We start from the raw sequence: 24,996 nt of genomic DNA, 5'->3' as shown, positions 1-24,996 counted from the left end.
TCCGTGCGTGGAAGAGTCATGACCCGAGTACGACCCAGAGGCAGACCTTGACGACTGACAACAAGGAATGGGTCCTGCGGCCCGCGGGCCCGAGCGGCACCCTCGTACACACGGCACGAACGGGTGACGCACAGCCCAGACCGCGCGCGGCCCTGTGGATGGCCGGCGCGGGCATCGTCCTGTTCGGGCTGGTCGGTGCGAGCGCGCCGAACCACAACACGCTGCGGGCCCCCGTCAGCTGGCTCCAGCTGCCCGCCATGTCCGGTGCCGTCTCCGAGGTGGCCACGTCCGTCGCGATAGTGCTGTCGTGCGCCGGGACACTCGGCCTGCTCGACGCCCACAGCCGCGGCTGGCGGCCCGACCCCCGCGCCCTGTTCCGCGCGGGTGCGGTCGCCGTCCTCCTGGTCGCGGACCTCACCCCGATCGGCTCCTCGGACACGGCCAGTTACGCCGCCTACGGCCGTATCGCCGCCCTCGGCGGCGACCCGTACGTCACGACACCGGCCCAACTGGGCGGCGCCTACGCCCATCTGGTCAGCGACGCGTGGCGCAACACCCCGTCGGTCTACGGGCCCGTCGGCACGTGGTGGCAGGCCGTCGCGGCGTTCGTCGGCGGTGACCAGCCGTGGCTGACGGTCTGGGCGCTGATGATCGCCAACGGGGTCGCGTTCCTCGGCGCCGGCTACCTGCTGATGCGCGCCGCCGACGACCCGGTCCGGGCGACGCTGCTGTGGACCGCCAATCCGCTGCTGATCGGCGTGCTGGTCGGCGGCGGGCACCTGGACACGGTCGTGGCCGTCCTCGCCGTCTCCGCCGTCCAGTTGGCGCGCAGGTCGAACGGGTGGCACGAGGACCTGGCGGTCGGCGGACTGACCGGCCTCGCCTGCGGTGTCAAGATCAGCGCCGCTCTCGTCGGCGTCGGCCTGGTGTGGCCGTTGCTGTGCCGCGGTGCCTGGCAGCGGGCCGGCCGGGTCGCGGTCGCGGCCGTGCTGACGCTCGGCGCCCTCTACGCCATGTACGGCCTGCACGCCCTCGATCCGCTGACGGCGGCCTCGCACATGGTGTCCACGCCCTCGTTGTGGGCCGTGTTCGAGCACTTCGCGACCGCGCTCGCTGGGCCCGGCATGGCCGCGGCGACCGTCGGCGTGCTGTGGCCCGTGCTGATGCTGGGGCTGGCCCTGGTGCTGCACCGGCACGTACCCGCCGAGGCGCCCGCCGTCGTCACCGTTCCGTTCGCGCTCGCCTTCGCCTGGATCCTCACGGCGCCCTGGTCGATGCCGTGGTACGCGGCCCTCGCCTGCGCGCTGGCCGCGCTCTTCCGCCAACTCCGCCTCGCCCAGGGCGTCATCGCGGCGACGGCCGTCCTGGCGCTGTTCCACAACGGCGGCGGCCACGGCTGGTGAGTGCGTGGACTTGCCCGCGCCGGGGCGCGGTGACCCCGTGGCGTGAGGTACCCGTTCGGGCCTCGGTGCCGGGCGTTCAGAGGCTCGTGAGCAGGCCGTCGAGCGGGGCGGGCACGCGGCCCGGGTCGAGGGCCTCGACGAGGACGCGGCCGTAACGGATCTTGCGGCCCTTCGTCGTGCCGAGGAAACGCCGCAACTGCTGGTGCGCGGTGCGGCCTTGCTGCGCGGGCTGGCGCCGGAAGGTCCCGAGGGCACGCGACTCGCCCTCCGCGCGGACCAGTTCCTCCACCCGCGCCACGCCCAGCGCGCGGATCAGCTCGTCCTCCAGATCCGCCGCGCAGACGAAGAACCCCTGCGGTGCCGCACCGGCTTGGTCCAGGGCGCGGGCGTAGTAGCGGCGCTCCGCCTCGTCGCACAGTCCCGTGAGGCGGAGGTCCAGGCCGGACGGCCCGAGGAGGCGGACGAAGCGCCCCACGCTCATCGCGCCGCCCATCGGCAGGACGCAGACTCCCTCGGCCGCCAGGTCACGGCCGCGCAGCGCGGCCAGCGCACCGACCGCCGCGGCGTCGCTCGGCCCTTCGAGCAGGACCACCGCCCGGACGGTCAGCCGCGAGGCCAGCTCGCACGCGGGGTCGCCGGGGCCGCCGGCCGCCCAAGCGGTGACCGCCTCCCGGAACGCCCCCATGTCAGCCATGGGACGAGTCTGCGCCCTTCGCGGCCGCCGCGACAGGCGATTTCCGCCGGCCCGCCGCTCGTCGGGGAGCGGCGGCCGAGGCGGTCCACGCCCGGAGCAACTCCTGCCAGGAGCCCGCCTGTTCGGAGCGCTGGGTGATCACGCCCCGCGCAGGTCCTTGACGCGGCGGAGCTTGCCCAGCGAGCGCTCCAGCGTCTCCGGCTCGACGATCGCGACCTCCACGGTGACGCCGACACCGTCCTTGACCCCTGTGGCGATCAGCCGCGCCGCGGCCTCCCGCTGCTCGGGCCCGCTGTGGGGGCGAGCCTCCACGCGCACCGTCATGTGGTCCATCCGCCCGCGCTGGGTGAGCTGGATCTGGAAGTGGGGGGCGACGCCCGGCGTGCGCAGGACGACCTCTTCGATCTGGCTCGGGAAGACGTTCACACCCCGCAGGATGATCATGTCGTCGCAGCGGCCCGTGATCTTCTGGATGCGCCGGAAGGCCGGGCGGGCCGTCCCGGGCAGGAGGCAGGTCAGATCGCGCGTGCGGTATCGGATGATCGGCAGCGCCTCCTTGGTCAGGGAGGTGAGGACGAGCTCGCCCCTCTCGCCGTCGGGCAGGACCTCGTCCGTGATCGGGTCGACCACCTCGGGGCGGAAGTGGTCCTCCCAGACGTGCAGACCGTCCTTGGTCTCCACGCACTCCTGGGCCACGCCCGGGCCCATCACCTCGGACAGGCCGTAGATGTCCACGGCGTGGATGTCCAGGCGTTCCTCGATCTCACGGCGCATCTCCTCCGTCCACGGCTCGGCGCCGAAGATGCCGATCCTCAGCGAGGTGGACCGGGGATCGACTCCCTGGCGCTCGAACTCGTCGAGCAGGGTGAGCATGTAGGACGGGGTGACCATGATGATCTCGGGCTGGAAGTCCTGGATGATCTGCACCTGGCGGGCCGTCATGCCGCCCGAGGCGGGGATGACGGTGCAGCCGGCGCGCTCGGCGCCGTAGTGTGCCCCGAGTCCGCCGGTGAACAGGCCGTACCCGTAGCTGATGTGCACCTTGTGGCCGCGGCGGCCGCCGGCGGCGCGGATCGAACGGGCGATCAGGTCGGCCCAGGTGGAGAGGTCCTTCTCCGTGTAGCCGACGACGGTCGGACGCCCGGTCGTGCCGCTGGAGGCGTGGATGCGGCGGACCTCGGACATGGGCACGGCGAACATGCCGAAGGGGTACGTGTCCCGAAGGTCGGCCTTGGTCGTGAAGGGGAAGCGGGCCAGGTCCCCGAGCGAGCGGCAGTCCTCGGGCCTCACCCCGGCCCCGTCGAACTTCTTCCGGTACAGCTCGACGTTGTCGTAGGCATGCCGGAGCGTCGCCCGGAGGCGGCTGAGCTGCAGGTCCCGCAGGTCCGCCTCGGTGAGTTTCTCCGCGTCGTCCAGCAACTCCTCGGGGCAGGGCTCGCCGCGGCGCCCCCCTGCGGCCGGCGTGGTGTTCAGCTCGGTGCTCATCGCGACTCCTTGGCTGTGCTGCCCCTGAAGGTGCGGCTGCGGCCCCGGAACTCCGCGACCACCTCGTCCCCGCGCGTCACGGTTACGTCGTAGATGCCGCTGCGGCCGAACCGGGTGCGCTCCTGGGCGGTGGCCACCAGGACGTCGCCCTCGTGCACCGGGGCCACGAAGTCGATGTCGGCAGCGGCGGCGACCGTCGTCGGTCCGTGGCTGTTGCACGCGCAGGCGAAGGCGGTGTCGGCGAAGAGGAACAGATAGCCGCCGTGGGCGATCCTGTGTCCGTTGACCATGGCGGGGGTCACGGTCATGCGCAGCGCGGCGGTCCCCGGGCCGTGCTGCAGCAGCTCGATGCCCAGTCGCCGGGAGGCTTCGTCCGCGGTGAACATGGCCTCGACCGGTCCGTTTGCACCATTGGCGGCTTGTTTCACTGTATCCACCATCTTGTGTCCCGACCGAACATTCGGTTAGCGTGCGGCACGGCCATGTAACTCAGCCGGATCGATGCCTGTCAAGGGGTGGACCGCATGCTGCTGACGACTCCGACCGCCGAGGAGGCCCGTGATGTCTGACGAGGTCTTCCTGATCGACGGCGCCCGCACTCCCCAGGGGCGCTACGGCGGCGCCCTGGCCGCGGTACGCCCCGACGACCTGGCCGCCCTGGTCGTCGGCGAGTCGGTACGACGCTCCGGCGTCCCCGCCGACGCCGTGGACGAGGTGATCCTCGGCGCCGCCAACCAGGCCGGCGAGGACAACCGGGACGTGGCCAGGATGGCGGTGCTGCTGGCGGGCCTGCCGCACACCGTGCCCGGATACACCGTGAACCGGCTGTGCGCCTCCGGTCTCACCGCGGTCGCCTCGGCGGCCCAGTCGATCCGCGCGGGCGAGGCGGACGTGGTCGTCGCCGGGGGAGTGGAGTCGATGACCCGGGCGCCCTGGGTGATGGAGAAGCCGGGAACTCCCTGGGCCAAGCCCGGCGGGGTCCACGACACGGCCCTGGGCTGGCGCTTCACCAACCCCCGGTTCGCCGCCGCGGACCGCGAGGTCCCCGCGGGGGCCGGCCCGGAGACGGTGAAGCTCACCCTCTCCATGGGGGAGACGGCGGAGGAGATCGCGGCCCTGGACGGCATCGGCCGCGCCGAGTCCGACGCGTTCGCGCTGCGCAGCCACCGGCGGGCCGTCGCGGCACAGGAGGCCGGGCACTTCGACCGGGAGATCGTCCCGGTCGCCGTGCAGGACGGCGAGATCGGCCGCGACGAGGGGCCCCGCCCCGGCACCACCCTCGACAGGCTCGGCGCGTTGCGCACGATCTTCCGCCCGGACGGCGTCGTGACCGCCGGTTCCTCCTCGCCGCTCTCGGACGGCGCCTCCGCTCTGGTGGTGGCGAGCGCCTCCGCCGTGCGGCGGTACGGCCTCACCCCCCGGGCCCGCGTCGTCACCTCGGCCTCCGCCGGCGTGCAGCCCCACCTCATGGGACTCGGCCCGGTACCGGCGACCCGCAAGGCGCTGGCCCGCGCGGGCTGGGAGACGGCGGACCTGGACGCCGTGGAACTGAACGAGGCGTTCGCCGTGCAGTCCCTGTCCGTCATCCGCCGGCTGAAGCTGGACGAGGACAGGGTCAACGCCGACGGCGGCGCCATCGCCCTCGGCCACCCGCTGGGCTGCTCCGGTTCCCGCATCCTGCTCACCCTGCTCGGCCGCATGGAACGCGAGGATTCGCGCCGGGGCCTCGCCACCCTGTGCGTCGGAGTGGGGCAGGGCGTGGCCATGCTCGTGGAGCGCGTGTAGCGCTCAGCCGTGACGATCGTCGGTCGCCCGGGCGCCGGAACGGCGGGCCACCGGGCTGCGGCGGGCCGCCGAACGCGACCGCCTCCCGAGCCCGCCGACCCGGTGCTCGACCGCGTCACGACGGTCGCGTCGGTCGCCGACGCGCCGCACCGGCTCCGCCGGTGGCCGGCTCGGCGCGGCGCTCGGTCTGGAGGTCGCCCGCGGTGAACCGGGCCGGAAGACCGGGAAGGGGTTTCCGCATGGCGGTGACCACTTCCAAATTCAAGGGAACTCGTCATATCATGAGCCGAACGAACGGTCGGTTGGGATAGGTGGTAGGGATGACTGCACGGCAGGCCGGGCCCTCGTCCGCGGACGGGGCGCCGCCCGAACTCCAGGAGCGCTTCGAGGCGACGATCGCGCGCGACCAGCGGATCGAGCCGCGGGACTGGATGCCGGACGGCTACCGCAAGACCCTGGTCCGGCAGGTCGCCCAGCACGCCCACTCGGAGATCATCGGCATGCAGCCGGAGGGCGAGTGGATCACCCGCGCTCCGTCGCTGCGCCGCAAGGCCATCCTGTTCGCCAAGGTCCAGGACGAGGCCGGGCACGGGCTCTACCTCTACTCGGCGGCCGAGACCCTGGGCGTGGACCGCGCCGACCTCACCGAGCGCCTGCTCGAAGGCCGGCAGAAGTACTCGTCGATCTTCAACTACCCGACCGTCAGTTTCGCCGACGTCGGTGTCATCGGATGGTTCGTGGACGGCGCCGCCATCTGCAACCAGGTGCCGCTGTGCCGCAGCTCCTACGGCCCCTACGCGCGCGCCATGGTCCGTATCTGCAAGGAGGAGTCCTTCCACCAGCGGCAGGGCTACGAACTGCTGATGACCATGATGCGCGGCACCGAGGCCCAGCGGGAGATGGTCCAGGACGCGGTGAACCGCTGGTGGTGGCCCTCGCTGATGATGTTCGGCCCGCCCGACGACGACTCTCCCAACTCCGCGCAGTCGATGGCCTGGAAGATCAAGCGGCACAGCAACGACGAGCTGCGCCGGCGGTTCGTGGACATGACCGTGCCGCAGGCCGAGAAGCTGGGCGTGACCCTGCCCGACCCCGAGCTGCGCTGGAACGAGGAGCGCGGCCGGTACGACTTCGGCACCCCCGACTGGGCCGAACTGAAGCGAGTGATCAGCGGCGACGGGCCGTGCAACACCGAGCGGATGACGCGGCGCCGGGCCGCGCACGAGGAAGGCGCCTGGGTGCGCGAGGCTGCGGCCGCGCACGCCGCCAAGCAGGCGGCCAGGACGCGGAAGGGAACAGCGGCATGAGCGAGACGCAGACGAAGAGGGACGGCTGGCCGCTGTACGAGGTGTTCGTACGGGGCAAGCGCGGACTCAACCACGTCCACGTCGGCTCCCTGCACGCCGCCGACGACCGCATGGCCCTCACCCACGCCCGCGACCTCTACACCCGGCGCAACGAAGGCGTGAGCATCTGGGTGGTGCGCTCCGAGCACATCACCGCCTCCACCCGCGACGAGAAGGACCCCTTCTTCGACCCGAGCGCCGACAAGGTCTACCGGCACCCCACCTTCTACGACATCCCCGACGACGTCCCGCACATCTAGGAGCAGGTAATGAGCGACGATCACGTCTACCTGTCCCTGGCCGAGGGGCACGACGACAGCGACGCCCGATGGGCCTTCGGCACCGGCTTCGAGGACCCGCTGCACGGCGTCAGCACCGCCGTCCCCGAGGGCGTCGACCGGGCCGAACTCGCCGCGAGCTGCCTGGCACTCGGCGACGACGCCCTCGTCACCGCCCAGCGGCTGGCCGAGTGGACCACGCGCGCCCCGGAGCTGGAGGAGGAGGTGGCGCTGGCCAACATCGGGCTCGACCTCCTCGGCCAGGCCCGCCTGCTCTACGCCCGCTGCGGCCAGGTCGACGGCACCGAACGCGGCGAGGACGCCTACGCCTACTTCCGCGACGCGGGCGACTTCCGCAACGTGACCCTGGCCGAACTGCCCAACGGGGACTTCGCGTTCTCCATGGCGCGGCTGCTGGTGTTCGCCGCCTGGCGCCTGGCCCGCTTCGAGCGGCTCGCCGGATCGGCCGACCCAGTGCTCGCCGCCATCGCCGCCAAGGGCGTCAAGGAACTGACCTACCACCGGCAGTACGCGGCCGAGTGGGTCGTCCGGCTCGGCGACGGCACCGAGGAGTCCCACCGGCGCATGCAGGCAGGGCTCGAACAAGTCGTCCCGCATCTGGGCGAGTTGTTCGCGGCCGACGACACCGGGGACACCGTCCTCGCCGTACTGCGGCAGGTCACCGAGGCCGCGGGCCTGTCCCTGCCGGACGTACCGGCCACGGCGGCCGCCTCCGGACGCGAGGGCGACCACACCGAGCACCTCGCCCCGCTCCTCGCGGAACTGCAGAGCGTGGCCCGTGCCCACCCGGAGGCGACATGGTGACCGTCCTCACCGACGACCGGCGCGCCCGGCACATCGCCGAGCAGGTGCCCGACCCCGAGCTGCCCATGCTCACCCTCGCCGACCTCGGCGTGCTGCGCGAGGTGCGGGTGACCCCCGAGGGCACGGTCGTCGCCGACCTCACGCCCACCTACTCCGGCTGCCCCGCCATGGCCGAGATGCGGGCGGACGTGGCCGCGCGGCTGAGGGGCGCGGGCTACGAGCGCGTCGAAGTCCGCACGGTCCTGGACCCGCCGTGGACCACCGACTGGATCACCCCCGAGGGCCGCCGCAAGCTCGCCGAGCACGGCATCGCACCCCCCGGCCCGGCGCCGCGCCCGGAACCCGGACCCGTACCGCTGGTCCTGTCCGCCACCCGCCGGGCGGTTCAGTGCCCGCGCTGCGGTGCCATGGACACGGAGGAAACCTCCCGCTTCGGCGCCACCTCCTGCAAGGCGCTGTGGCGCTGCCGCGCCTGCCGCGAACCGTTCGAGTACGTCAAGGAGATCTGATGGAGGACCTGCTGGCCCCCGCCGACGCGGCCCCCGCCCCGGTGCGCCGCACGCGCCGCCGCCCGGCCTTCCACACCCTGCGGGTGGCAGCGGTTGAGCGGCTGTGCGAGGACGCCGTCGCGGTGAGCTTCGACATCCCCGACGAGCTTGCGCAGGAGTTCGACTTCGAGCCCGGCCAGTCGCTCACCCTGCGCCGTGAGGTGGACGGACGCGACGAGCGCCGCTCGTACTCGATCTGCTCCCCGGCGGGTTCCGGGCCCCGGATCGGCGTCCGCGTGGTGCCGGGCGGACTCTTCTCCTCCTGGCTGGTGAACGAGGTCGAGCCCGGCGACGCCGTCGAGGTGATGGGTCCGGTCGGCGCCTTCACCCCCGATCTGACCACGCCCGGACACCACGTGCTCATCGCGGCCGGCTCGGGCATCACGCCCATGGTCTCCATCGCCGAGTCGGTCCTCGCCGCCGACGACACCTCCCGGGTCACCCTGTTCTACGGCAACCGCCGCACCGGGTCCGTGATGTTCGCCGACGAACTGGCCGACCTGAAGGACCTGTACCCCGCGCGGTTCCAGCTCGCGCACGTGCTCTCCCGCGAGCCGCGCGAGGCCGACCTGCTGACCGGCCGCCTGGACGCCGACCGCCTCTCGGCTCTCGTCGACGGCCTGGTCGACGTCTCCGAGGCCGACCACTGGTGGCTGTGCGGCCCGCACGGCATGGTCCTCGACGCCCAGCGGGTGCTGGCCGGGCTGGGCGTGCCGGCCGACCGGATCCACCAGGAGCTCTTCTTCGCCGGCGACGAGCCCGTCGCGGCCGTACGCCACGAGGAGCCCCGCGCCGACGGCCCCGTCAGCCAGGTCACCGTCGTCCTCGACGGCCGTTCCACCACCTCCGCGCTCTCCCGCGAGGCCACCATCCTGGACTCCGCCTCCCGGGTCCGCCCCGACCTGCCCTTCGCCTGCAAGGGCGGCGTCTGCGGCACCTGCCGCGCCCACGTCACCGAGGGCGAGGCCGACATGCGCCGCAACTACGCCCTCGAACCCGCCGAGGTGGACGCGGGCTACGTGCTGACCTGCCAGAGCTACCCGGTCTCCGACACCCTGACGGTCGACTACGACAGCTGACCCGGCACCGCGGCCACGCCGTCACGACCGGGCGGCGGGCCGTTCCGCCCACGCCCCCTCAGGCGGCTGACGCGAGCGAGGACAGCGCGGCGGCGACCCGCTCGCACGCCTCGGGCGGGGTCGAGGCGTGCGGAGAGAGCCTGAGGGAGCCGGCGCGCACCGTCGGCGTGACGCCCTCGGCGTGCAGCGCCTTCGCGACGAGGGCCGGATCGCGGTCCGGCACCGTGAAGGAGAGGATGCCCGCGCGGCGCGCCGGGTCGGTGGGGGAGAGGACACGGCCGCCGTACTCCCGCACGGCGTCGGTGAGTTCGGCGGTCCGCGTGGCGACGGCGGCCTCGATCGCCGGGACGGTGTGCCGCTCCACCAGGTCCAGTGCGGTCACGAACGCGGCCGCCGTCACCGGGCTGAGGTTGGTGATCGACCACCGTCGCGCGTCCGGCGCGGGCGGATGCTCGGCGCCGTCGAAGAGGCCGGCGTCCTCGACGGCTCTCGGCCGGGCCGTGCATCCGGCGTCGGCCGCGGGCCCGGGTCGAGACGCCACGGCCGGGCACCGCTGAACAGCGGTGCCCGGCCGTGGCGTTGGCCTGTCCGGAGACTCGGTGCTCAGTGGCCGCCGGACTCCTCGGGGCGTGCGTGGCGCGGCAGGAGGAAGGCGAGCAGGAAGGTCAGTGCGAGCATGCCGTCGACGATCCACAGCACGGTCTGCATGACGGAGCCGAAGCCGCTGCGGAAGGCCGAGGACGCGGTGGCCTTCAGCGCGGCGGGGACCTGGGCGGCGGCCTGGGGCGACGTCACCGCGGAGCGGGTGTCCTCCTCCAGGCGCGCGCAGGACGCCGGGGTCGCGGCGGGATCCTTGGCGACGGCGCGGTCCGAGGCGCACGTGCGCAGGTCCGCCACGACGCGGTCCTGGGCGGCCGGCGCGACGTGTGCGGCGGCGAGCTGCCCCCGCAGGCCGTCCGCGCGGTGGTCGACGGCGTCGGCGATCCCGCCGCCCAGCAGACCGAAGAACACGGTGCCGAGCAGGGCCACGCCGAAGGCGCCGCCGAGCTGCTGTATCGCGGTCATCGTGCCGGACGCCGAGCCCGTCTCGTGCTGCTCGACGCTGGCGAGGACGATGTCGAAGAACGGCGCCATGAGCAGGCCCATTCCGATACCGGTGACGAGCAGGGACGGCAGGAGCTGCCAGGGGCCGACGCCGCTGCCGACCATGTCGAGGGTCAGCCACACACCGAACACGCCGAGCGCCATGACCAGCGCGCCCGCCTGCAGCACGGCCCGCCCGAACCGGGCGACGCCCTGGGCGACACCGAAGCCGACGATCATGCCGCCCGACCAGGGGACCATCACCAGCCCGGCCTTGAGGGGCGAATAGCCGAGACCGATCTGGGTGTAGAGATTGAAGACCAGCATGAAGCCCTGCATGGTCGAGAAGAAGACCAGCCCGAGGGTCATGCCGCCGCTGAAGCCACGCTTGCGGAACAGGCTGGGGACGACCAGCGGGTCCAGGCCGGCCTTGCTGCGCCGCGCCTCGTACCGGCCGAAGACGGCGAAGACGACGGCCGAGGCGCCCATCATCACGAACGTCCAGACGGGCCAGTCGTACTCACGGCCCTGGACCAGCGGGAAGATGATGAGCAGTGCGCCCAGCGAGACCAGGAGCATGCCGGGGATGTCCAGGCGCGGCTTGCTGCCGGACCGGCCCCTCGGCAGATAGCGCAGGGCGCCGAGGAAGGCCGCGGCGCCCAGCGGCAGGTTGATCAGGAAGATCATCCGCCAGCCCGTGCCGAAGTAGTCGGCGTCCACGAGCCAGCCCGCCAGGATCGGCCCGCACACCGCGGACAGACCCATGACCGGGCCGAACATGCCGAAGGCCTTCTGGGACTCCTTCGGCGGGAACATCTCCTTGATCATGCCGAGGCCCTGCGGCAGCATCACCGCGCCGAACAGCCCCTGTACGACGCGTGCGCCGATCAGCATCTCGGGCGACCCGGACACCGCGCACAGCAGCGACCCCAGGGTGAAGCCGGCGGCCCCCACCAGGAACATCCGGCGGCGCCCGTGGATGTCGCCGAGCCGTCCTCCGGTGACGAGGCCCACGGCCATCGAGAGGGTGTAGGCGGCGGCGAGCCACTGGAGGGTGGAGGCACCGCCGCCGAGGTCGGCCCGCATGGACGGGCCTGCGATGTTCGTGACGACCGCGTCGAGGAGATCCATCACCTCGGCCGCGAGGATCACGAAGAGCGCAGCCCAGCGCCACCGGTAGGGCGCTGGCGAGTCGGTGGGCGTCTCGGCGGACGCGACACCGGTGGTGGACATCGGGACTCCTCGCAGGAGGGCCGCGCCGGGGCGGTGACCTGTGGGCGCGGTGGGACGGACGGATGGTGGGGCCCCGGCTCGCCGGCGACCTGGGAACGGGCGCGCGCCTTGAATGCCGAGGAGAACACTGTTCACGTTAACAGAACAGTGCTCGATCGGAGAACGCTGTTCATTAAGATATAGCGCAACTTCCCCGCGTCGACAAGATATATCGCGTTTCGCCCGGGTGAACGCCCCTCACCTCGGGAGAACACTGTTCTCCGGGCGCCCTAGACTGGGCCCATGAGCGACGCGGCCGCCGGCACCCCCGCATCCCCTCCGCCGTCCCCCTGGGAGCGGGAGCGCCCCGCGCGCGCCCACGCCGCCCCGCCGCGCGCCCCGTTGTCACGTGACCGGGTCGTGGAGGCGGCGTTCACCGTGCTGGACCGGCAGGGTCTCGACGGGCTGTCGATGCGCCAGGTCGCGGCCGAACTGGGCGTCACGGTCTCCGCGCTCTACGCCCATGTCAGCTCCAAGGACGACCTTCTGGAGCTGATGTACACCCGCCTGTTCGACGGCTTCGAGATGCCCGCGGCCGATCCGGAGCGGTGGCTGGACCAGGTGCGGGACTACGCCCGCGCGGGGCGCCGCCGGCTGCTGTCCCACCGGGACATGGCCAGGATCTCCATGGCCCACGTCCCCTTCACCGCCGAACTGCTGCCGCACGTGGAGGGGCTGCTGGCCATCTTCCGTACCGCCGGGCTGCCGGACCACATCGCGGCCGAGGCGGGCGACCTCATCTCCACCTACATCGACGGCTTCGTCCTGGAGGAGGGCATGTGGCGGGACCGGGCCGCCGAACACGGCGGTGGCGACTCCTCCCTGGCCCGCCCCGACTGGCGCGAGATGGCCGACAAGATGCAGGACTACTTCGCCTCCCTGCCCGAAGGCGACTTCCCCCATCTGCGCGCCCTGTCCGGACTGATGGTCACCGACTCCTCCGACGAGCGGTTCGACATCGGCCTGGAAATCATCCTGCGAGGCCTGGCGAGCTACCTCCCGCCCGGGACGGCCACCCGGCCCCCGAACGTCACCTGACCCACCTCGCCGATCGCGTCGCCGGGGGCTCGGTCGTGGGCGCGGTTCCCTCCCGGCCCGGGCGTGCAAGCCGCCGGTGACGGATTATTGACCGGCGGTTCCCGCTCCGCGATGCTGTGTTGCGGAACATGAGATGCGTGCCGCAATAGGCAACGTCCTGTCTCTGTGAGCCGAGGAGTGGCCATGACTCAGCAGGTCCGTGGTGTCGTCGCGCGGAGCAAGGGCGCCCCTGTCGCTCTCGAGACGATCGTGGTGCCGGATCCGGGTCCGGGTGAGGCCGTCGTGCGGATCCAGGCCTGCGGGGTCTGCCATACCGATCTGCACTACCAGCAGGGTGGTATCAACGACGACTTCCCCTTCCTCCTCGGTCACGAGGCCGCCGGTGTCGTCGAGTCGGTCGGTGAGGGTGTCACCGACGTGGCGCCGGGTGACTTCGTGATCCTGAACTGGCGTGCGGTGTGCGGTCAGTGCCGGGCCTGTCTGCGTGGGCGCCCGTGGTACTGCTTCAACACCCACAACGCCGGGCAGAAGATGACCCTGACCGACGGCACGGAACTCTCTCCGGCGCTGGGTATCGGCGCGTTCGCCGAGAAGACCCTGGTCGCGGCCGGGCAGTGCACCAAGGTCGACCCGTCCGTCTCGCCGGCCGTCGCGGGCCTGCTGGGCTGCGGGGTGATGGCGGGCATCGGTGCCGCGATCAACACCGGGAACGTCGGGCGCGGTGACACGGTCGCGGTGATCGGCTGTGGTGGGGTCGGTGACGCGGCGATCGCGGGGTCGCGTCTGGCGGGTGCGGCGCGGATCATCGCCGTGGACATCGACGACCGCAAGCTGGAGACGGCTCGTGCCCTCGGCGCGACCCACACCGTCAACTCCAAGGCCACCGACCCGGTCGAGGCGGTGCGGGAGCTGACCGGCGGGTTCGGTGCGGACGTCGTGATCGAGGCGGTCGGCCGTCCGGAGACGTACCGGCAGGCCTTCTACGCCCGTGACCTGGCCGGCACCGTCGTCCTGGTGGGCGTGCCCACGCCGGAGATGAAGCTGGAGCTGCCGCTGCTGGACGTCTTCGGCCGTGGCGGGGCGCTGAAGTCGTCCTGGTACGGCGACTGCCTGCCCTCGCGGGACTTCCCGATGCTGATCGACCTGCACCTGCAGGGCCGCCTGCCGCTGGACGCGTTCGTCACCGAGACCATCCGGCTGGACGAGGTCGAGAAGGCCTTCGAGCGGATGCACCACGGCGACGTGCTGCGCTCGGTGGTGGTCCTCTGATGCCGGGAGCCCGCGTCGAACCCCCCTACGGCACCGTCGTGCACACCGGTCACGGGGACACCACCACCGGCGTGAAGGCGCCGCACCGCCGGGAGCGGATCGAGCGCGGCATCTGACCGTGCCGGGCGCACCGGAACCCGATCACCCCGCGGACCGCGGCATCCGGACGCCCGGCGAAAGGGCGGCCCTGCCCCGGTGACGGCCCCTGCGGACCGTACCGGCGGCCGGGCCGTCGCCGCCCCGTGAACACCCTCTCTTCCACCGCCTGACCTGCGCTTTCGAGGTCGCTTCGACGTGCCCGGGAAACGGCCGCCGCAGCCCGCGCAAACCGCCCTCTGGACGCCTTGACAAGGCTTCAGCGCGGCCTCCAGACTGGCGTTGCGCTCATCGCAATCCGTTTCGCTATACGCACCGAGGTGTCATGATGATTCCCGCGTGCCGTCTCTCGGATCTGCCGCGAGGCGAGGCCCACCGGCTCGACATCGATCCGCCGGTTTCGGTGTTCCACACCGACGACGGCGAGCTCTTCGCCATTGACGACACCTGCACCCACCAGGACGCCTCGCTCGCCGACGGCTGGCTGGAGGGCCCCGAGGTGGAATGCCCCCTGCACTCCTCCAGGTTCGACCTGAGGACGGGGGCCGTGGACGCGCCCCCGGCCAAGCTCCCGGTCCGCACGCACGAGGTCCTCGTCGAGGACGGCATGGTGTACGTGCGGCTGTCCACGGAGGCGCCCAACCTGCCGCCGTGCATCGCGGCCCGGCTGGCCGGGGGCCCCGCGTGAGGACCGTGGCCGTGGTGGGCGCCTCGCTGGCCGGACTGTCGGCCGCGCGCCGGCTGCGGCAACGGGGGTACGACGGTCGCCTGGTCGTCATCGGCGACGAGCCGCACCGCCCTTACGACAGGCCGCCGTTGTCCAAGGAGTTCCTGGCCGGCGCCATGGGCGAGACGGATCTGGCGCTGGAGAGGGACGACGAGGACCTCGGCGCCGAGTGGCTGCTCGGCGTCCGTGCCACGGCACTCGACCGCACGGAACGCGCGATCCGGCTCGCCGACGGCCGGGAGGTGCGCGCCGACGGCGTGGTCCTCGCGACGGGCGCGGCCGCCCGCACCCTGCCCGGCGCCGAGGGCCTCGCCGGCGTCCACGTGCTGCGCACCCTGGACGACGCCCGTGCCCTGCGGGACGAACTGGCCCCGGGCAGAAGGCTGGTGGTGATCGGCGGCGGGTTCATCGGCGCCGAGGTCGCCTCCACCGCGTACGCCCTCGGCCTGGACGTCACCGTGATCGAGGCGGCCCCCACACCGCTGGCCGGACCGCTCGGCGAGGCCATGGGCGGGATCGTCTCCGCGCTCCACGCCGACCACGGCGTACGGCTGCGGTGCGGGGTGGGGGTCAAGGGGCTGAGCGGCGAGCGCCGGGTGGACGCCGTGCTGCTGGAGGACGGCCGCAGCGTGCCCGCCGACGTCGTCGTGGTCGGGATCGGTGCGCGACCCTGTGTCGAGTGGCTGGAGGGCTCCGGCCTGACGCTCGACGACGGAGTGAAGTGCGGCGCGGACGGCCGCACCGGGCTCGCCGGGGTGGTCGCCGTGGGCGACTGCGCCAACTGGTACGACCCGCACACCGGAAGCCATCGCAGGGTCGAGCACTGGACCGGGGCACTGGAACGCCCGGCCGCCGCGGTCACCGCGCTGCTCACCCGCGGCGCGTCGCAACCGGGTGCGCCCAGGCCCCCGTACTTCTGGTCCGACCAGTACGGCGTGCGGATCCAGTTCGTCGGCCACGCGGCCGCGGCGGACAGTGTGACGGTCGAGGAGGGCTCGACCGACGACCGCAGCTTCCTGGCCGTCTACCGGCGGGGGAGCCGGCCGGTCGCCGCGCTCGGGATGAACCAGCCGAGGCTGTTCACCCGCTGGCGCAAGCAGCTCGGCGCCACGGCGCCCTGACGGCGACCGGCGCCCCTTCGCCCGGCATCACCGGCGTCGTCGCCCAGGTGCGAGCCGCACCTGCCGGCGTGTGACCGCCCCCTTCCACGACGTCTCCCGAGGAGTGCAGCGTTGACCTCGACAAGCCTGCCGGACAGCCTGATCGCCACCCTCCCCGGATCCGCCTACACGGACCCAGGCGTCTTCGCCCAGGAGCAGGAGCGCATCTTCGAGACGATGTGGTTCTGCGTCGCGCGGGCCTCGGACCTGCCCAGGCCGGGCGCGTTCCGCACCGTGGACGTGGGCCGCGAGAGCATCATCGTCACCCGGGCCAGGGACCTGTCCCTGCGCGCCTACTTCAACGTGTGCCGGCACCGCGGGGCCAGGCTCCGCACCGAGGAGGCGGGCGAGGTCAGACGCGCCTTCCAGTGCCCGTACCACGCCTGGACCTACGACCTGGACGGCAAGCTGGTCGCGGCGCCCAACCTCACCAAGATGCCCGACGTCGGCCGCACCGAGTACGGCCTGGTCGGCGTGGCCGTCCGCGAGTGGCTCGGGTACGTCTGGGTGTGCCTGGCGGAGGACCCGCCCTCCTTCGAGGAGGACGTCGTCGGAGACGTGATCGCGCGCCTCGGCGACGTGGAGTCGATCGAACGGTACGACATCGCGCACCTCTCGGTCGGCCGGCGGATCGTCTACGACGTCAGGGCGAACTGGAAGCTCATCGTCGAGAACTTCATGGAGTGCTACCACTGCGCCACGATCCACCCCGAACTCACCGAGGTCCTGCCCGAGTTCGCCGACGGCTACGCCGCCCAGTACTACGTGGGCCACGGCGCCGAGTTCGGCACGGAGATCCAGGGCTTCACCGTCGACGGCTCCATGGGCCTGGACCGCATCCCGGGAGTGTCCGAGCAACAGGACCGCCGCTACTACGCGATCACCGTCAAGCCGCAGGTGTTCGTCAACCTGGTGCCCGACCACGTGATCTTCCACCGGATGTACCCGATGGCGCACGACCGCACGGTCGTCGAGTGCGACTGGCTCTACCTCCCGCACGTCGTGGCGGACGGCAAGGACGTCAGCCGGTCGGTGGAGCTCTTCGACCGGGTCAACCGCCAGGACTTCGACGCCTGCGAACGCACGCAGCCGGCGATGGGTTCACGCCTCTACGCCAAGGGCGGTGTGCTCGTGCCCAGCGAGCACCACATCGGCGCCTTCCACGACTGGGTGAACGAGCGTCTGGGCGTCAGCCGGCCGGAGTGACACGGCGGCGGGCGCCGCCCCTGGCCCGCGGGGCGTGTCGCGGGCCGTACGGCGGTCGTGCCGCGTGGTGCTCAGCCCAGGTAGCCCATGCGGTGGCTGATCTCCTCCGCGCCCTTGACCAGCACCGGCGCCAGCTCGTGCATGCGCTCCTCGGTGAACCGGTAGGAGGGCCCGGAGGCGCTGATCGACGCGATGACCCGGCCCTCCCGGTCGCGGATCGGCGCCGCCATGGCGTGCAGCCCGATCTCCAGCTCCTCCAGCGTCCAGGCGTACCCGCGTTCCCGTGCCTCGGCGAGGTTCTTCTCGAGCTTCGTGCGCGCGGTGATCGTGCGGGGCGTCACCTTCTTCAGCCCGGCCTCCGCCACCAGCGCGGCGCGGTCCTCGGCAGCCAGATGGGCCAGCATGATCTTGCCGCTGGAGGTCGCGTGCAGCGGGGTCAGCTGGCCGACCCAGTTGTGCGCGGTGACGGCGGCCGAGCCGCGCACCTGGTAGAGGTTGATCGCGTAGTGCTCCTGCATCACCGCGATGTTGACCGTCTCGCCGATCTCCTCGGCCAGCCGCTCGCACACCGGACGTCCCTGCTGGGTGATGTCGATGCGTCCCGTGACGGCGCCCGCCAGGCGTACGATGCCGAAGCCGAGCCGGTACTTGCCCCGCTCGCCCGCCTGCTCCACGAGACCGCGCGCCTCCAGGGCGCCGAGCAGACGGAACGCGGTCGACTTGTGAACATCGATCTCGGCGGCGACCTCGCTCACGCCCGCCTCGCCGCGCTGGGCCAGGATCTCCAGGACGCTGATGGCCCGGTCGACGGACTGCACTCCGCCGGACTGCGGCCCGCTGGTTTCGGTCTCCGGACTGTAGTTGCTCATGACGGAACTATAAGCGCGGTAAACAACGCGGTTGCAAGGATTCCGGTGGAGTCAAAGGCCCCTGCAAGTTGCGCGGTTCGCAACCTGGTGCGCATTGCGATACCCGTACTAGCATGCCCGCGTATCGACGGCGCGAGCGAGACGAGGCACCATGGCTCCTCTGCAGTACGACTTCGTCATCGTCGGTGGTGGATCGGCCGGCAGCGCACTGGCGAACCGGCTCTCGGCCGACCCCGGCAACCGGGTGCTCGTGCTGGAGGCGGGCCGCTCCGACTACCCCTGGGATGTGTTCATCCACATGCCGGCGGCGCTGACCTACCCCATCGGCAGTCGCTTCTACGACTGGAAGTACGAGTCCGAGCCCGAGCCCCACATGGGCGGCCGGCGCATCTACCACGCCCGCGGCAAGGTGCTCGGCGGCTCCAGCAGCATCAACGGGATGATCTTCCAGCGCGGCAACCCCATGGACTACGAGCGCTGGGCCGCCGATCCCGGCATGGAGACCTGGGACTACGCCCACTGCCTGCCGTACTTCCGGCGAATGGAGAACTGTCTCGCGGCCGACCCCGACGACGAGTTCCGCGGCCACGACGGCCCCCTGGTGCTGGAACGCGGCCCGGCCACCAACCCGCTCTTCACCGCCTTCCTGGAGGCCACCCGGGAGGCCGGCTACGCGCCCACGGACGACGTCAACGGCTACCGGCAGGAAGGCTTCGCCAAGTTCGACCGCAACGTCCACCGCGGGCGCAGGCTCTCGGCCTCGAAGGCGTACCTGAAGCCCGCGATGAAGCGGCCGAACCTCACGGTGCGGACGCGCACCCTGGTCACCCGGGTGCTCTTCGAGGGCGAGCGGGCCGTCGGCGTCGAGTACCGGCGCGGCAGGGGCGCACCCCAGCGGGTCCGGGCCGGCGAGGTCATCCTGTGCGGCGGCGCGATCAACTCGCCCCAGTTGCTGCAGCTCTCCGGCGTCGGCAACGCCGTCGAGCTGTCCGCCCTCGGCGTCGACGTCGTCCAGGACCTGCCGGGCGTCGGCGAGAACATGCAGGACCACCTGGAGGTGTACGTCCAGTACGCCTGCAGGCAGCCCGTCTCCATGCAGCCGTACATGGCGAAGTGGCGCGCGCCCCTCATCGGGCTGCAGTGGCTGTTCCACAAGGGGCCCGCGGCCACCAACCACTTCGAGGCGGGCGGCTTCGCCCGTAGCAACGAGGACGTCGACTACCCCAACCTGATGTTCCACTTCCTGCCGGTCGCGGTCCGCTACGACGGCTCCTCGCCGGCCGGCGGCCACGGGTACCAGGTCCACGTGGGGCCCATGTACTCGGACGCGCTCGGCTCGGTGAAGATCAGGAGCAGGGACCCGCGGGAGCGCCCGGCGCTGCGCTTCAACTACCTCTCCACCGAACAGGACCGCCGGGAGTGGGTCGAGGCGATCCGTGTCGCCCGCCGTATCCTCGGTCAGCCGGCGCTCGCCCCCTACAACGACGGCGAGATCTCTCCCGGGCCCGCCGTCGAGACGGACGAGGAGATCCTCGCCTGGGTGGCCAGGGAGGGGGAGACCGCCCTGCACCCCTCGTGCACGTGCAAGATGGGCACCGACGAGATGTCCGTCGTCGACCCCCTGACCATGAGGGTGCACGGTCTGCAGGGCCTGCGCGTGGTGGACGCGTCGGTGATGCCCTACGTCACCAACGGCAACATCTACGCGCCGGTGATGATGACCGCGGAGAAGTCCGCCGACCTCATCCTCGGCAACGAGCCGCTGCCGCCGTCCAAGGCCGCCTACTACCGCCACCGCGACGCCCAGAAGCAGGCCGGGTAGGGCCCGGCAGCCGCCGAGCGCCGAGCCGCGGGGCCGTTGAGCGGCAAGAGCCGCTGAGCCGTCGGGCCGCCGAGCCGCGGGGCTGCCGAGCGGCAAGAGCCGCTGAGCCGTCGGGCCGTCCGGCCGCCGAGCCGCGGGGCCGCCGAGCCGCACCGTGTGGGCGGATGGCCGGGCGGTGCGGCGCCGGTGACGTCCGCGTCCCGGCCGGCGACGCCGATCCGTCGGCCGGGACCCGGGACGCGGGGCCCGCCCCCCGGGCCCTGCGGCTGCCGGCGGACGCGCGCCCACCCGGCTGTCCACCCGTGGCGCGGCGGCGTCGGACGCCTTCGCACCCGTGGCCGAATCGGCATCTGCCGACCCCTTGACGGCCGTCAGTACGGTCCGCCAGGGTGTTCCACCACAAGCAATTCAATGCACGATGCGCAACGAATTCTGTTCGAAGGGCGCGGCGCGTGGCAGATCTGTATGTGGACGGAGCATGGCGCGCCCCGGTGGCCGGCGGCCACCGGGAGATCCGCTGTCCGGCGGACGGCACGCTCGTGGCGACGGTCTCGGAGGCGACCCGCCCCGACACGGAGGCGGCGATCGCCGCGGCCCGGCACGCCTTCGACGCGGGCCCCTGGCCGCGCACCCCCGAACGCGACCGCGGCGCGGTGCTGTTGCGCACCGCCGACATCCTGGAGCGCGACGCCAAGGAGTTCGCCCGCGCCGAGTCCCTCGACACCGGCAAGCGCCTGGTCGAGAGCGAGTACGACATCGCCGACGTCGTCTCCTGCCTCCGCTACTACGGCGGCATCGCCGGCACCGGTGCCGGCCGGGTGATCGACACCGGCCGCGACGACGCCCTGAGCCGGGTCACGTACGAGCCCGTGGGCGTCTGCGGACTGATCACCCCCTGGAACTACCCGCTGCTGCAGGCCTCCTGGAAGGTCGCCCCGGCGCTGGTCGCGGGCAACACCGTCGTCCTCAAACCCAGCGAGCTGACGCCCTCCACCTCGATCCTGCTGATGCGGGCCCTGCAGGAGGCGGGGCTCCCGGCCGGCGCCGCCAACCTCGTGCTCGGCGACGGAGCCGAAGTGGGCGCCCCGTTGTCCGCACACCCGGGCGTCGACATGGTCTCGTTCACCGGTGGCCTCGACACCGGCCGCCGCATCATGGCCGGCGCCGCCGCGACGGTGAAGAAGGTCGCGCTGGAACTCGGCGGAAAGAACCCGAACGTCGTGTTCGCGGACGCCGACTTCGAGACCGCCGTCGACTTCGCGCTCACCGCCGTCTTCCTGCACTCCGGGCAGGTCTGCTCGGCGGGCGCCCGCCTGGTCGTCGAGGACCGTCTGCACGACGCCTTCGTCGACGAACTCGTGCGCCGCGCCCGCCTCATCCGGCTGGGCGGCCCCTTCGACCCCGACGCCGACACCGGTGCGCTGATCTCCGCGCGGCACCGGGAGAAGGTCGAGGCCTACGTCGCCGCCGGGCTCGCCGAGGGCGCCGTGCTGCGCTGCGGCGGCGCCCGCCCCGACGACCCCGCGCTGGCGGACGGCTTCTACTACCCGCCCACCGTCCTCGACGAGTGCCGGCAGGACATGCGGGTGGTGCACGAGGAGTCCTTCGGCCCGGTGCTCACCGTCGAGCGTTTCCACGACGAGGACGACGCCGTACGCATCGCCAACGACACCGAGTACGGCCTCGCCGGAGCCGTCTGGACGCAGGACGCGGGCAGGGCCCAGCGGGTGGCTGGCCGGCTGCGCCACGGCACCGTGTGGATCAACGACTACCACCCCTACGTGCCTCAGGCGGAGTGGGGTGGGTTCGGACACTCGGGCGTGGGCCGTGAGCTGGGGCCGACCGGCCTGGACGAGTACCGAGAGCCCAAGCACGTCTGGCAGAACATCCAACCCCGGCCGCAGCACTGGTTCCGCGGCTGACCGCCGAGAAGAGGTCGACCATGACCCCAGCACAGACCGAGGTGCCGCAGCGGCGCGGCACGTCCCAGGACCCCGACGAGCGCACCCCGGTCATCTCCGTGCGCGGGCTGTGGAAGGTGTTCGGGCCGAAGGCCGACCAGGTGCCGGGCTCCGAGGAGTTGTGCGGGCTATCCCGCCGCGAGCTCATGGACCGCACCGGATGCACCGCCGCCGTGCGCGACGTCGGCTTCGACGTGTCGCCCGGCGAGGTCTTCGTCGTGATGGGCCTGTCGGGCTCCGGCAAGTCGACCCTGGTGCGCTGTCTGACCCGGCTGATCGAACCCACCGCCGGTGAGGTCGTGTTCGAGGGCGAGGACATCCGCGGCGCCGACGCGGGGCGGCTGCGCGAGCTGCGGCGCAGCAAGTTCTCCATGGTCTTCCAGCACTTCGGTCTGCTGCCGCACCGCAGGGTCGTCGACAACGTGGCGTTCGGCCTGGAGATCCGGGGCATGGGCAGGGCCGACCGGACCAGGAGGGCCCAGGAGGTCGTCGAACTGGTGGGGCTCGCCGGATACGAGAACTCCTACCCCGACCAGCTCTCCGGCGGCATGCAGCAGCGCGTCGGGCTCGCCCGCGCCCTGGCCGGCGACCCCGACGTCCTCTTCTTCGACGAGCCGTTCTCGGCGCTCGACCCGCTGATCCGCCGCGACATGCAGAGCGAGGTCGTCCGCCTGCACCACGAGGTCGGCAAGACCATGGTGTTCATCACCCACGACCTCTCCGAGGCCCTGAAGCTGGGCGACCGGATCCTGATCATGCGGGACGGCAGGACGGTGCAGTGCGGCACCGGTGACGAGCTGGTCGGCGCCCCCGCCGACGACTACGTACGCGACTTCGTCAAGGACGTGCCGCGCGGCGACGTCCTCACCCTGCGCTGGATCATGCGCCCCGCCGAGCCCGAAGACGCCCTCGACGGGCCCGAGTTGGGGCCGGAGGTCGTGGTGCGCGAGGCGACCCGGGCGGTGCTCGCCGCGGACAGGCCGGTGAAGGTCGTCGAGAACGGCAAGCTGCTCGGCATCGTCGGTGACGAGGAGATCCTCTCCGTCGTCGCCGGACGGGAAGGCGGTGCGTGATGGCCGTCGCCGCCGACGCGACCGCGCCGGTCGCGCCACTCCGCAGAAAACCCGGCCGTCCCATGGTGGTCGCGGCGGTCCTGGTCGCCTGGCTGGTGCTCTTCGCCGTGCTGCGCGGCCGGCAGACGCTGACCCTCGCGGCGGCCGATCTCACCGGCCTGCACCGCTGGCTCAACGACGTCAACGACACCGTCGGAGCCAACCGCAACTCCAACCCGCTCTTCCTGTACTTCTTCAACGAGATCCGGCTGGTCATCGACAACCTGGTGACCTTCGTCCAGTCCCTGATCTCCCAGCCCACCGGCGGACGGCCGGTCCCGCAGCTCGGCTGGCTCGGTGTCGTCGGGCTCACCGGCTACGTCTCCTGGGCCGTGGGCAACTGGCGGGTCGCGCTGCTGGCGGTGGCCGGCTTCACCTTCTTCGGGCTGCAGGGCCTGTGGCAGGAGAGCATGGACACCCTGGCGCTGACCCTGTCGGCCGTGCTCGTGGCGCTGCTCATCGGCATCCCGCTCGGCGTGTGGGCGGGCCTGTCCGACCGGTTCAACCGGATCATGACGCCGTTCCTGGACTTCATGCAGACGATGCCGACCTTCGTCTACCTCGCCCCGCTGACCCTGGTCTTCCTCATCGGCGGGGCCTCCGCGGTGATCACCACGGTCATCTACGCGGCACCGCCCGCCATCCGGATCACCGCGCACGCCATCCGCTCGGTGCCGAGGACCACCGTCGAGGCGGCGGACTCGCTCGGCGCGACCCGCTCGCAGCAACTGCTGAAGGTGCTGCTGCCGATGTCCAGGCGCACGGTCGTCATGGGCGTCAACCAGACCATCATGGCGGCCCTGGCCATGGTGACCATCGCGGCCCTGATCGACGCGCCCGGCCTCGGCAAGACCGTCGTCCAGGCCCTGCAGTCGCTCGACGTGGGCACCGCCTTCAACGCCGGCCTCGCCATCGTCGTCATGGCGATCGTGCTCGACCGGGTCACCACGGCGGCGGCCGAGCGCACCGGGACGGCCCGGCGTCCGGGCAACCGCCCGACCAGGTGGCGCCGGCCGCTGCTGGCGGCGGGCGGGATCGCGGCCGCCGTGCTGGTCTACCTGTCCCACACCTACGTCTGGGCGGCCGACTTCCCCGGCGGCGGCAGCACCGGCAGCCACATCGCGAGCGCGGCCGACACCGCGACCACCTGGCTGCAGGACCATCTCTCACCCGTGACCAACGCCCTGCGCGACGCGCTCACCAACGGCCTGCTCAACCCGTTCCAGACGCTGCTCACCGACTCCCCGTGGTGGCTCGTGGGCGTCGTGCTGGTGGCGCTCGGCGCGGTGCTCGGCGGATGGCGCGCCGCGGTCACGGCCGCCGTGTGCGTCGGGCTGCTGGTCGGCACCGGCCTGTGGTCGGACAGCATGACCACGCTCGCCTCGACCGCCGTGGCCACGGTCCTCGTGATGCTGCTCGGCGCCGTCTTCGGCGTCTGGATGGGGCGCAGCGCGCTCGTGGACCGGCTGGTGCGGCCCACCCTGGACGCGGCGCAGGTCATGCCGCCGTTCGTCTATCTCGTGCCGTTCCTGGCCCTCTTCGGGGCCACCCGGTTCACCGCCATCGTCGCGGCCGTCGTCTACGCGGCGCCCGTCGCGATCAAGATCATCGCGGACGGCGTGCGGAACGTGCCGGAGGCCACCGTGGAGGCGGCCACCTCGGCCGGGTGCAACACCTGGCAGATCATCACCAAGGTCCAGCTGCCGATGGCACGTGGCGCCCTGACCCTCGCGACCAACCAGGGCCTCATCTACGTGCTGTCGATGGTTGTGGTGGGCGGCCTGGTGGGGGCGGGCGCCCTCGGCTACGACGTCGTGGCCGGATTCTCGCAGGGTGAGCTGTACGGAAAGGGGCTGGCGGCGGGACTCGCCATCGTACTGCTCGGAGTCATGTTCGACCGGATCACTCAGGCTGCGGCACGACGCACCAGGGCATAAG

The 24,996-nt window shown here is 72.2% G+C and carries 22 protein-coding genes; 16 read left to right on the top strand and 6 right to left on the bottom strand.

Annotation, left to right across the window (positions count from 1 at the left end):
* The first annotated feature begins 47 nt into the window (after window positions 1-47).
* Entirely contained in the window at window positions 48-1,403 is a 1,356-nt protein-coding gene (locus ACZ7FF_RS21930) for an MptA/MptB family glycosyltransferase (protein WP_470813922.1), read from the top strand.
* Between the two features lie 76 nt (window positions 1,404-1,479).
* Here the strand turns inward: ACZ7FF_RS21930 and ACZ7FF_RS21925 are convergent, their stop codons facing one another.
* The 3 genes from ACZ7FF_RS21925 to paaI all read right to left on the bottom strand — a co-directional run bounded on the left by ACZ7FF_RS21925 (window position 1,480) and on the right by paaI (window position 4,022).
* Complete coding sequence (locus ACZ7FF_RS21925) at window positions 1,480-2,097, bottom strand: TOPRIM nucleotidyl transferase/hydrolase domain-containing protein (RefSeq protein WP_470813921.1); 618 nt, start codon at window positions 2,095-2,097, stop codon at window positions 1,480-1,482.
* Window positions 2,098-2,235: 138 nt separating this feature from the next.
* Window positions 2,236-3,582, bottom strand: coding sequence for a phenylacetate--CoA ligase PaaK (paaK, locus tag ACZ7FF_RS21920; protein ID WP_470813920.1), 1,347 nt, complete (start codon window positions 3,580-3,582; stop codon window positions 2,236-2,238).
* The gene (gene paaI / locus ACZ7FF_RS21915; RefSeq protein WP_470813919.1) at window positions 3,579-4,022 is read right to left on the bottom strand and encodes a hydroxyphenylacetyl-CoA thioesterase PaaI; all 444 of its coding nucleotides are present in this window, start codon (window positions 4,020-4,022) and stop codon (window positions 3,579-3,581) included. The genes paaK and paaI overlap by 4 nt, the downstream gene beginning before the upstream one ends.
* 121 nt (window positions 4,023-4,143) lie before the next feature.
* Between paaI and ACZ7FF_RS21910 the strand changes: the two genes are divergently transcribed.
* The 6 genes from ACZ7FF_RS21910 to paaE all read left to right on the top strand — a co-directional run bounded on the left by ACZ7FF_RS21910 (window position 4,144) and on the right by paaE (window position 9,443).
* Window positions 4,144-5,367, top strand: coding sequence for a thiolase family protein (locus tag ACZ7FF_RS21910; RefSeq protein WP_470813918.1), 1,224 nt, complete (start codon window positions 4,144-4,146; stop codon window positions 5,365-5,367).
* A gap of 320 nt (window positions 5,368-5,687) precedes the next feature.
* Window positions 5,688-6,674 carry a 1,2-phenylacetyl-CoA epoxidase subunit PaaA gene (gene paaA / locus ACZ7FF_RS21905; RefSeq protein WP_470813917.1) on the top strand — a complete coding sequence of 329 codons (987 nt, stop codon included), beginning with the start codon at window positions 5,688-5,690 and terminating at the stop codon, window positions 6,672-6,674.
* Entirely contained in the window at window positions 6,671-6,973 is a 303-nt protein-coding gene (gene paaB, locus ACZ7FF_RS21900; protein ID WP_470813916.1) for a 1,2-phenylacetyl-CoA epoxidase subunit PaaB, read from the top strand. Before paaA ends, paaB begins: the two co-directional genes overlap by 4 nt.
* 9 nt (window positions 6,974-6,982) lie before the next feature.
* Window positions 6,983-7,816, top strand: a complete 834-nt coding sequence (gene paaC, locus ACZ7FF_RS21895) for a 1,2-phenylacetyl-CoA epoxidase subunit PaaC (protein WP_470813915.1) — start codon at window positions 6,983-6,985, stop codon at window positions 7,814-7,816.
* Entirely contained in the window at window positions 7,810-8,325 is a 516-nt protein-coding gene (gene paaD, locus ACZ7FF_RS21890; protein WP_470813914.1) for a 1,2-phenylacetyl-CoA epoxidase subunit PaaD, read from the top strand. Before paaC ends, paaD begins: the two co-directional genes overlap by 7 nt.
* Window positions 8,325-9,443, top strand: a complete 1,119-nt coding sequence (gene paaE, locus ACZ7FF_RS21885; RefSeq protein WP_470813913.1) for a 1,2-phenylacetyl-CoA epoxidase subunit PaaE — start codon at window positions 8,325-8,327, stop codon at window positions 9,441-9,443. Before paaD ends, paaE begins: the two co-directional genes overlap by 1 nt.
* 58 nt (window positions 9,444-9,501) lie before the next feature.
* Here the strand turns inward: paaE and ACZ7FF_RS21880 are convergent, their stop codons facing one another.
* Both ACZ7FF_RS21880 and ACZ7FF_RS21875 read right to left on the bottom strand, forming a co-directional pair.
* Window positions 9,502-9,984, bottom strand: a complete 483-nt coding sequence (locus ACZ7FF_RS21880; protein ID WP_470813912.1) for a hypothetical protein — start codon at window positions 9,982-9,984, stop codon at window positions 9,502-9,504.
* 62 nt (window positions 9,985-10,046) lie between these two features.
* Window positions 10,047-11,759: an MFS transporter gene (locus tag ACZ7FF_RS21875; RefSeq protein WP_470813911.1), complete on the bottom strand. Its 1,713-nt coding sequence runs from the start codon at window positions 11,757-11,759 to the stop codon at window positions 10,047-10,049.
* A gap of 282 nt (window positions 11,760-12,041) precedes the next feature.
* On the opposite strand from ACZ7FF_RS21875, the gene ACZ7FF_RS21870 reads away from it, so the two are divergent.
* The 5 genes from ACZ7FF_RS21870 to ACZ7FF_RS21850 all read left to right on the top strand — a co-directional run bounded on the left by ACZ7FF_RS21870 (window position 12,042) and on the right by ACZ7FF_RS21850 (window position 17,294).
* The gene (locus tag ACZ7FF_RS21870; protein ID WP_470813910.1) at window positions 12,042-12,836 is read left to right on the top strand and encodes a TetR/AcrR family transcriptional regulator; all 795 of its coding nucleotides are present in this window, start codon (window positions 12,042-12,044) and stop codon (window positions 12,834-12,836) included.
* Between the two features lie 183 nt (window positions 12,837-13,019).
* Entirely contained in the window at window positions 13,020-14,105 is a 1,086-nt protein-coding gene (locus tag ACZ7FF_RS21865; RefSeq protein WP_470813909.1) for an S-(hydroxymethyl)mycothiol dehydrogenase, read from the top strand.
* Between the two features lie 421 nt (window positions 14,106-14,526).
* Window positions 14,527-14,889: a bifunctional 3-phenylpropionate/cinnamic acid dioxygenase ferredoxin subunit gene (locus ACZ7FF_RS21860; protein WP_470813908.1), complete on the top strand. Its 363-nt coding sequence runs from the start codon at window positions 14,527-14,529 to the stop codon at window positions 14,887-14,889.
* Window positions 14,886-16,049, top strand: a complete 1,164-nt coding sequence (locus ACZ7FF_RS21855) for an NAD(P)/FAD-dependent oxidoreductase (protein ID WP_470813907.1) — start codon at window positions 14,886-14,888, stop codon at window positions 16,047-16,049. The genes ACZ7FF_RS21860 and ACZ7FF_RS21855 overlap by 4 nt, the downstream gene beginning before the upstream one ends.
* Window positions 16,050-16,160: 111 nt before the next feature.
* Window positions 16,161-17,294 carry an aromatic ring-hydroxylating oxygenase subunit alpha gene (locus tag ACZ7FF_RS21850; protein ID WP_470813906.1) on the top strand — a complete coding sequence of 378 codons (1,134 nt, stop codon included), beginning with the start codon at window positions 16,161-16,163 and terminating at the stop codon, window positions 17,292-17,294.
* A gap of 71 nt (window positions 17,295-17,365) precedes the next feature.
* Here ACZ7FF_RS21850 and ACZ7FF_RS21845 read toward each other — a convergent pair whose 3' ends face one another.
* Window positions 17,366-18,163 (bottom strand): IclR family transcriptional regulator, encoded by a 798-nt coding sequence (locus ACZ7FF_RS21845; protein ID WP_470813905.1) that lies wholly within the window; start codon window positions 18,161-18,163, stop codon window positions 17,366-17,368.
* Window positions 18,164-18,314: 151 nt separating this feature from the next.
* Here ACZ7FF_RS21845 and betA point away from each other — a divergent pair, with 151 nt between their 5' ends.
* From betA to ACZ7FF_RS21825, 4 genes are all read left to right on the top strand, one after another.
* The gene (betA, locus tag ACZ7FF_RS21840; protein ID WP_470813904.1) at window positions 18,315-19,985 is read left to right on the top strand and encodes a choline dehydrogenase; all 1,671 of its coding nucleotides are present in this window, start codon (window positions 18,315-18,317) and stop codon (window positions 19,983-19,985) included.
* A gap of 452 nt (window positions 19,986-20,437) precedes the next feature.
* Window positions 20,438-21,907 (top strand): aldehyde dehydrogenase family protein, encoded by a 1,470-nt coding sequence (locus ACZ7FF_RS21835; protein ID WP_470813903.1) that lies wholly within the window; start codon window positions 20,438-20,440, stop codon window positions 21,905-21,907.
* Window positions 21,908-21,927: 20 nt separating this feature from the next.
* Window positions 21,928-23,019: a quaternary amine ABC transporter ATP-binding protein gene (locus ACZ7FF_RS21830; protein WP_470813902.1), complete on the top strand. Its 1,092-nt coding sequence runs from the start codon at window positions 21,928-21,930 to the stop codon at window positions 23,017-23,019.
* Window positions 23,019-24,995, top strand: a complete 1,977-nt coding sequence (locus ACZ7FF_RS21825; protein WP_470813901.1) for an ABC transporter permease — start codon at window positions 23,019-23,021, stop codon at window positions 24,993-24,995. The genes ACZ7FF_RS21830 and ACZ7FF_RS21825 overlap by 1 nt, the downstream gene beginning before the upstream one ends.
* Window position 24,996: the final 1 nt, after the last annotated feature.

This window comes from Streptomyces sp. NPDC037126, from assembly GCF_055605965.1.
Note: the sequence above shows the minus strand (reverse complement) of the source record. Positions and strands in the feature narration are given on the sequence as shown.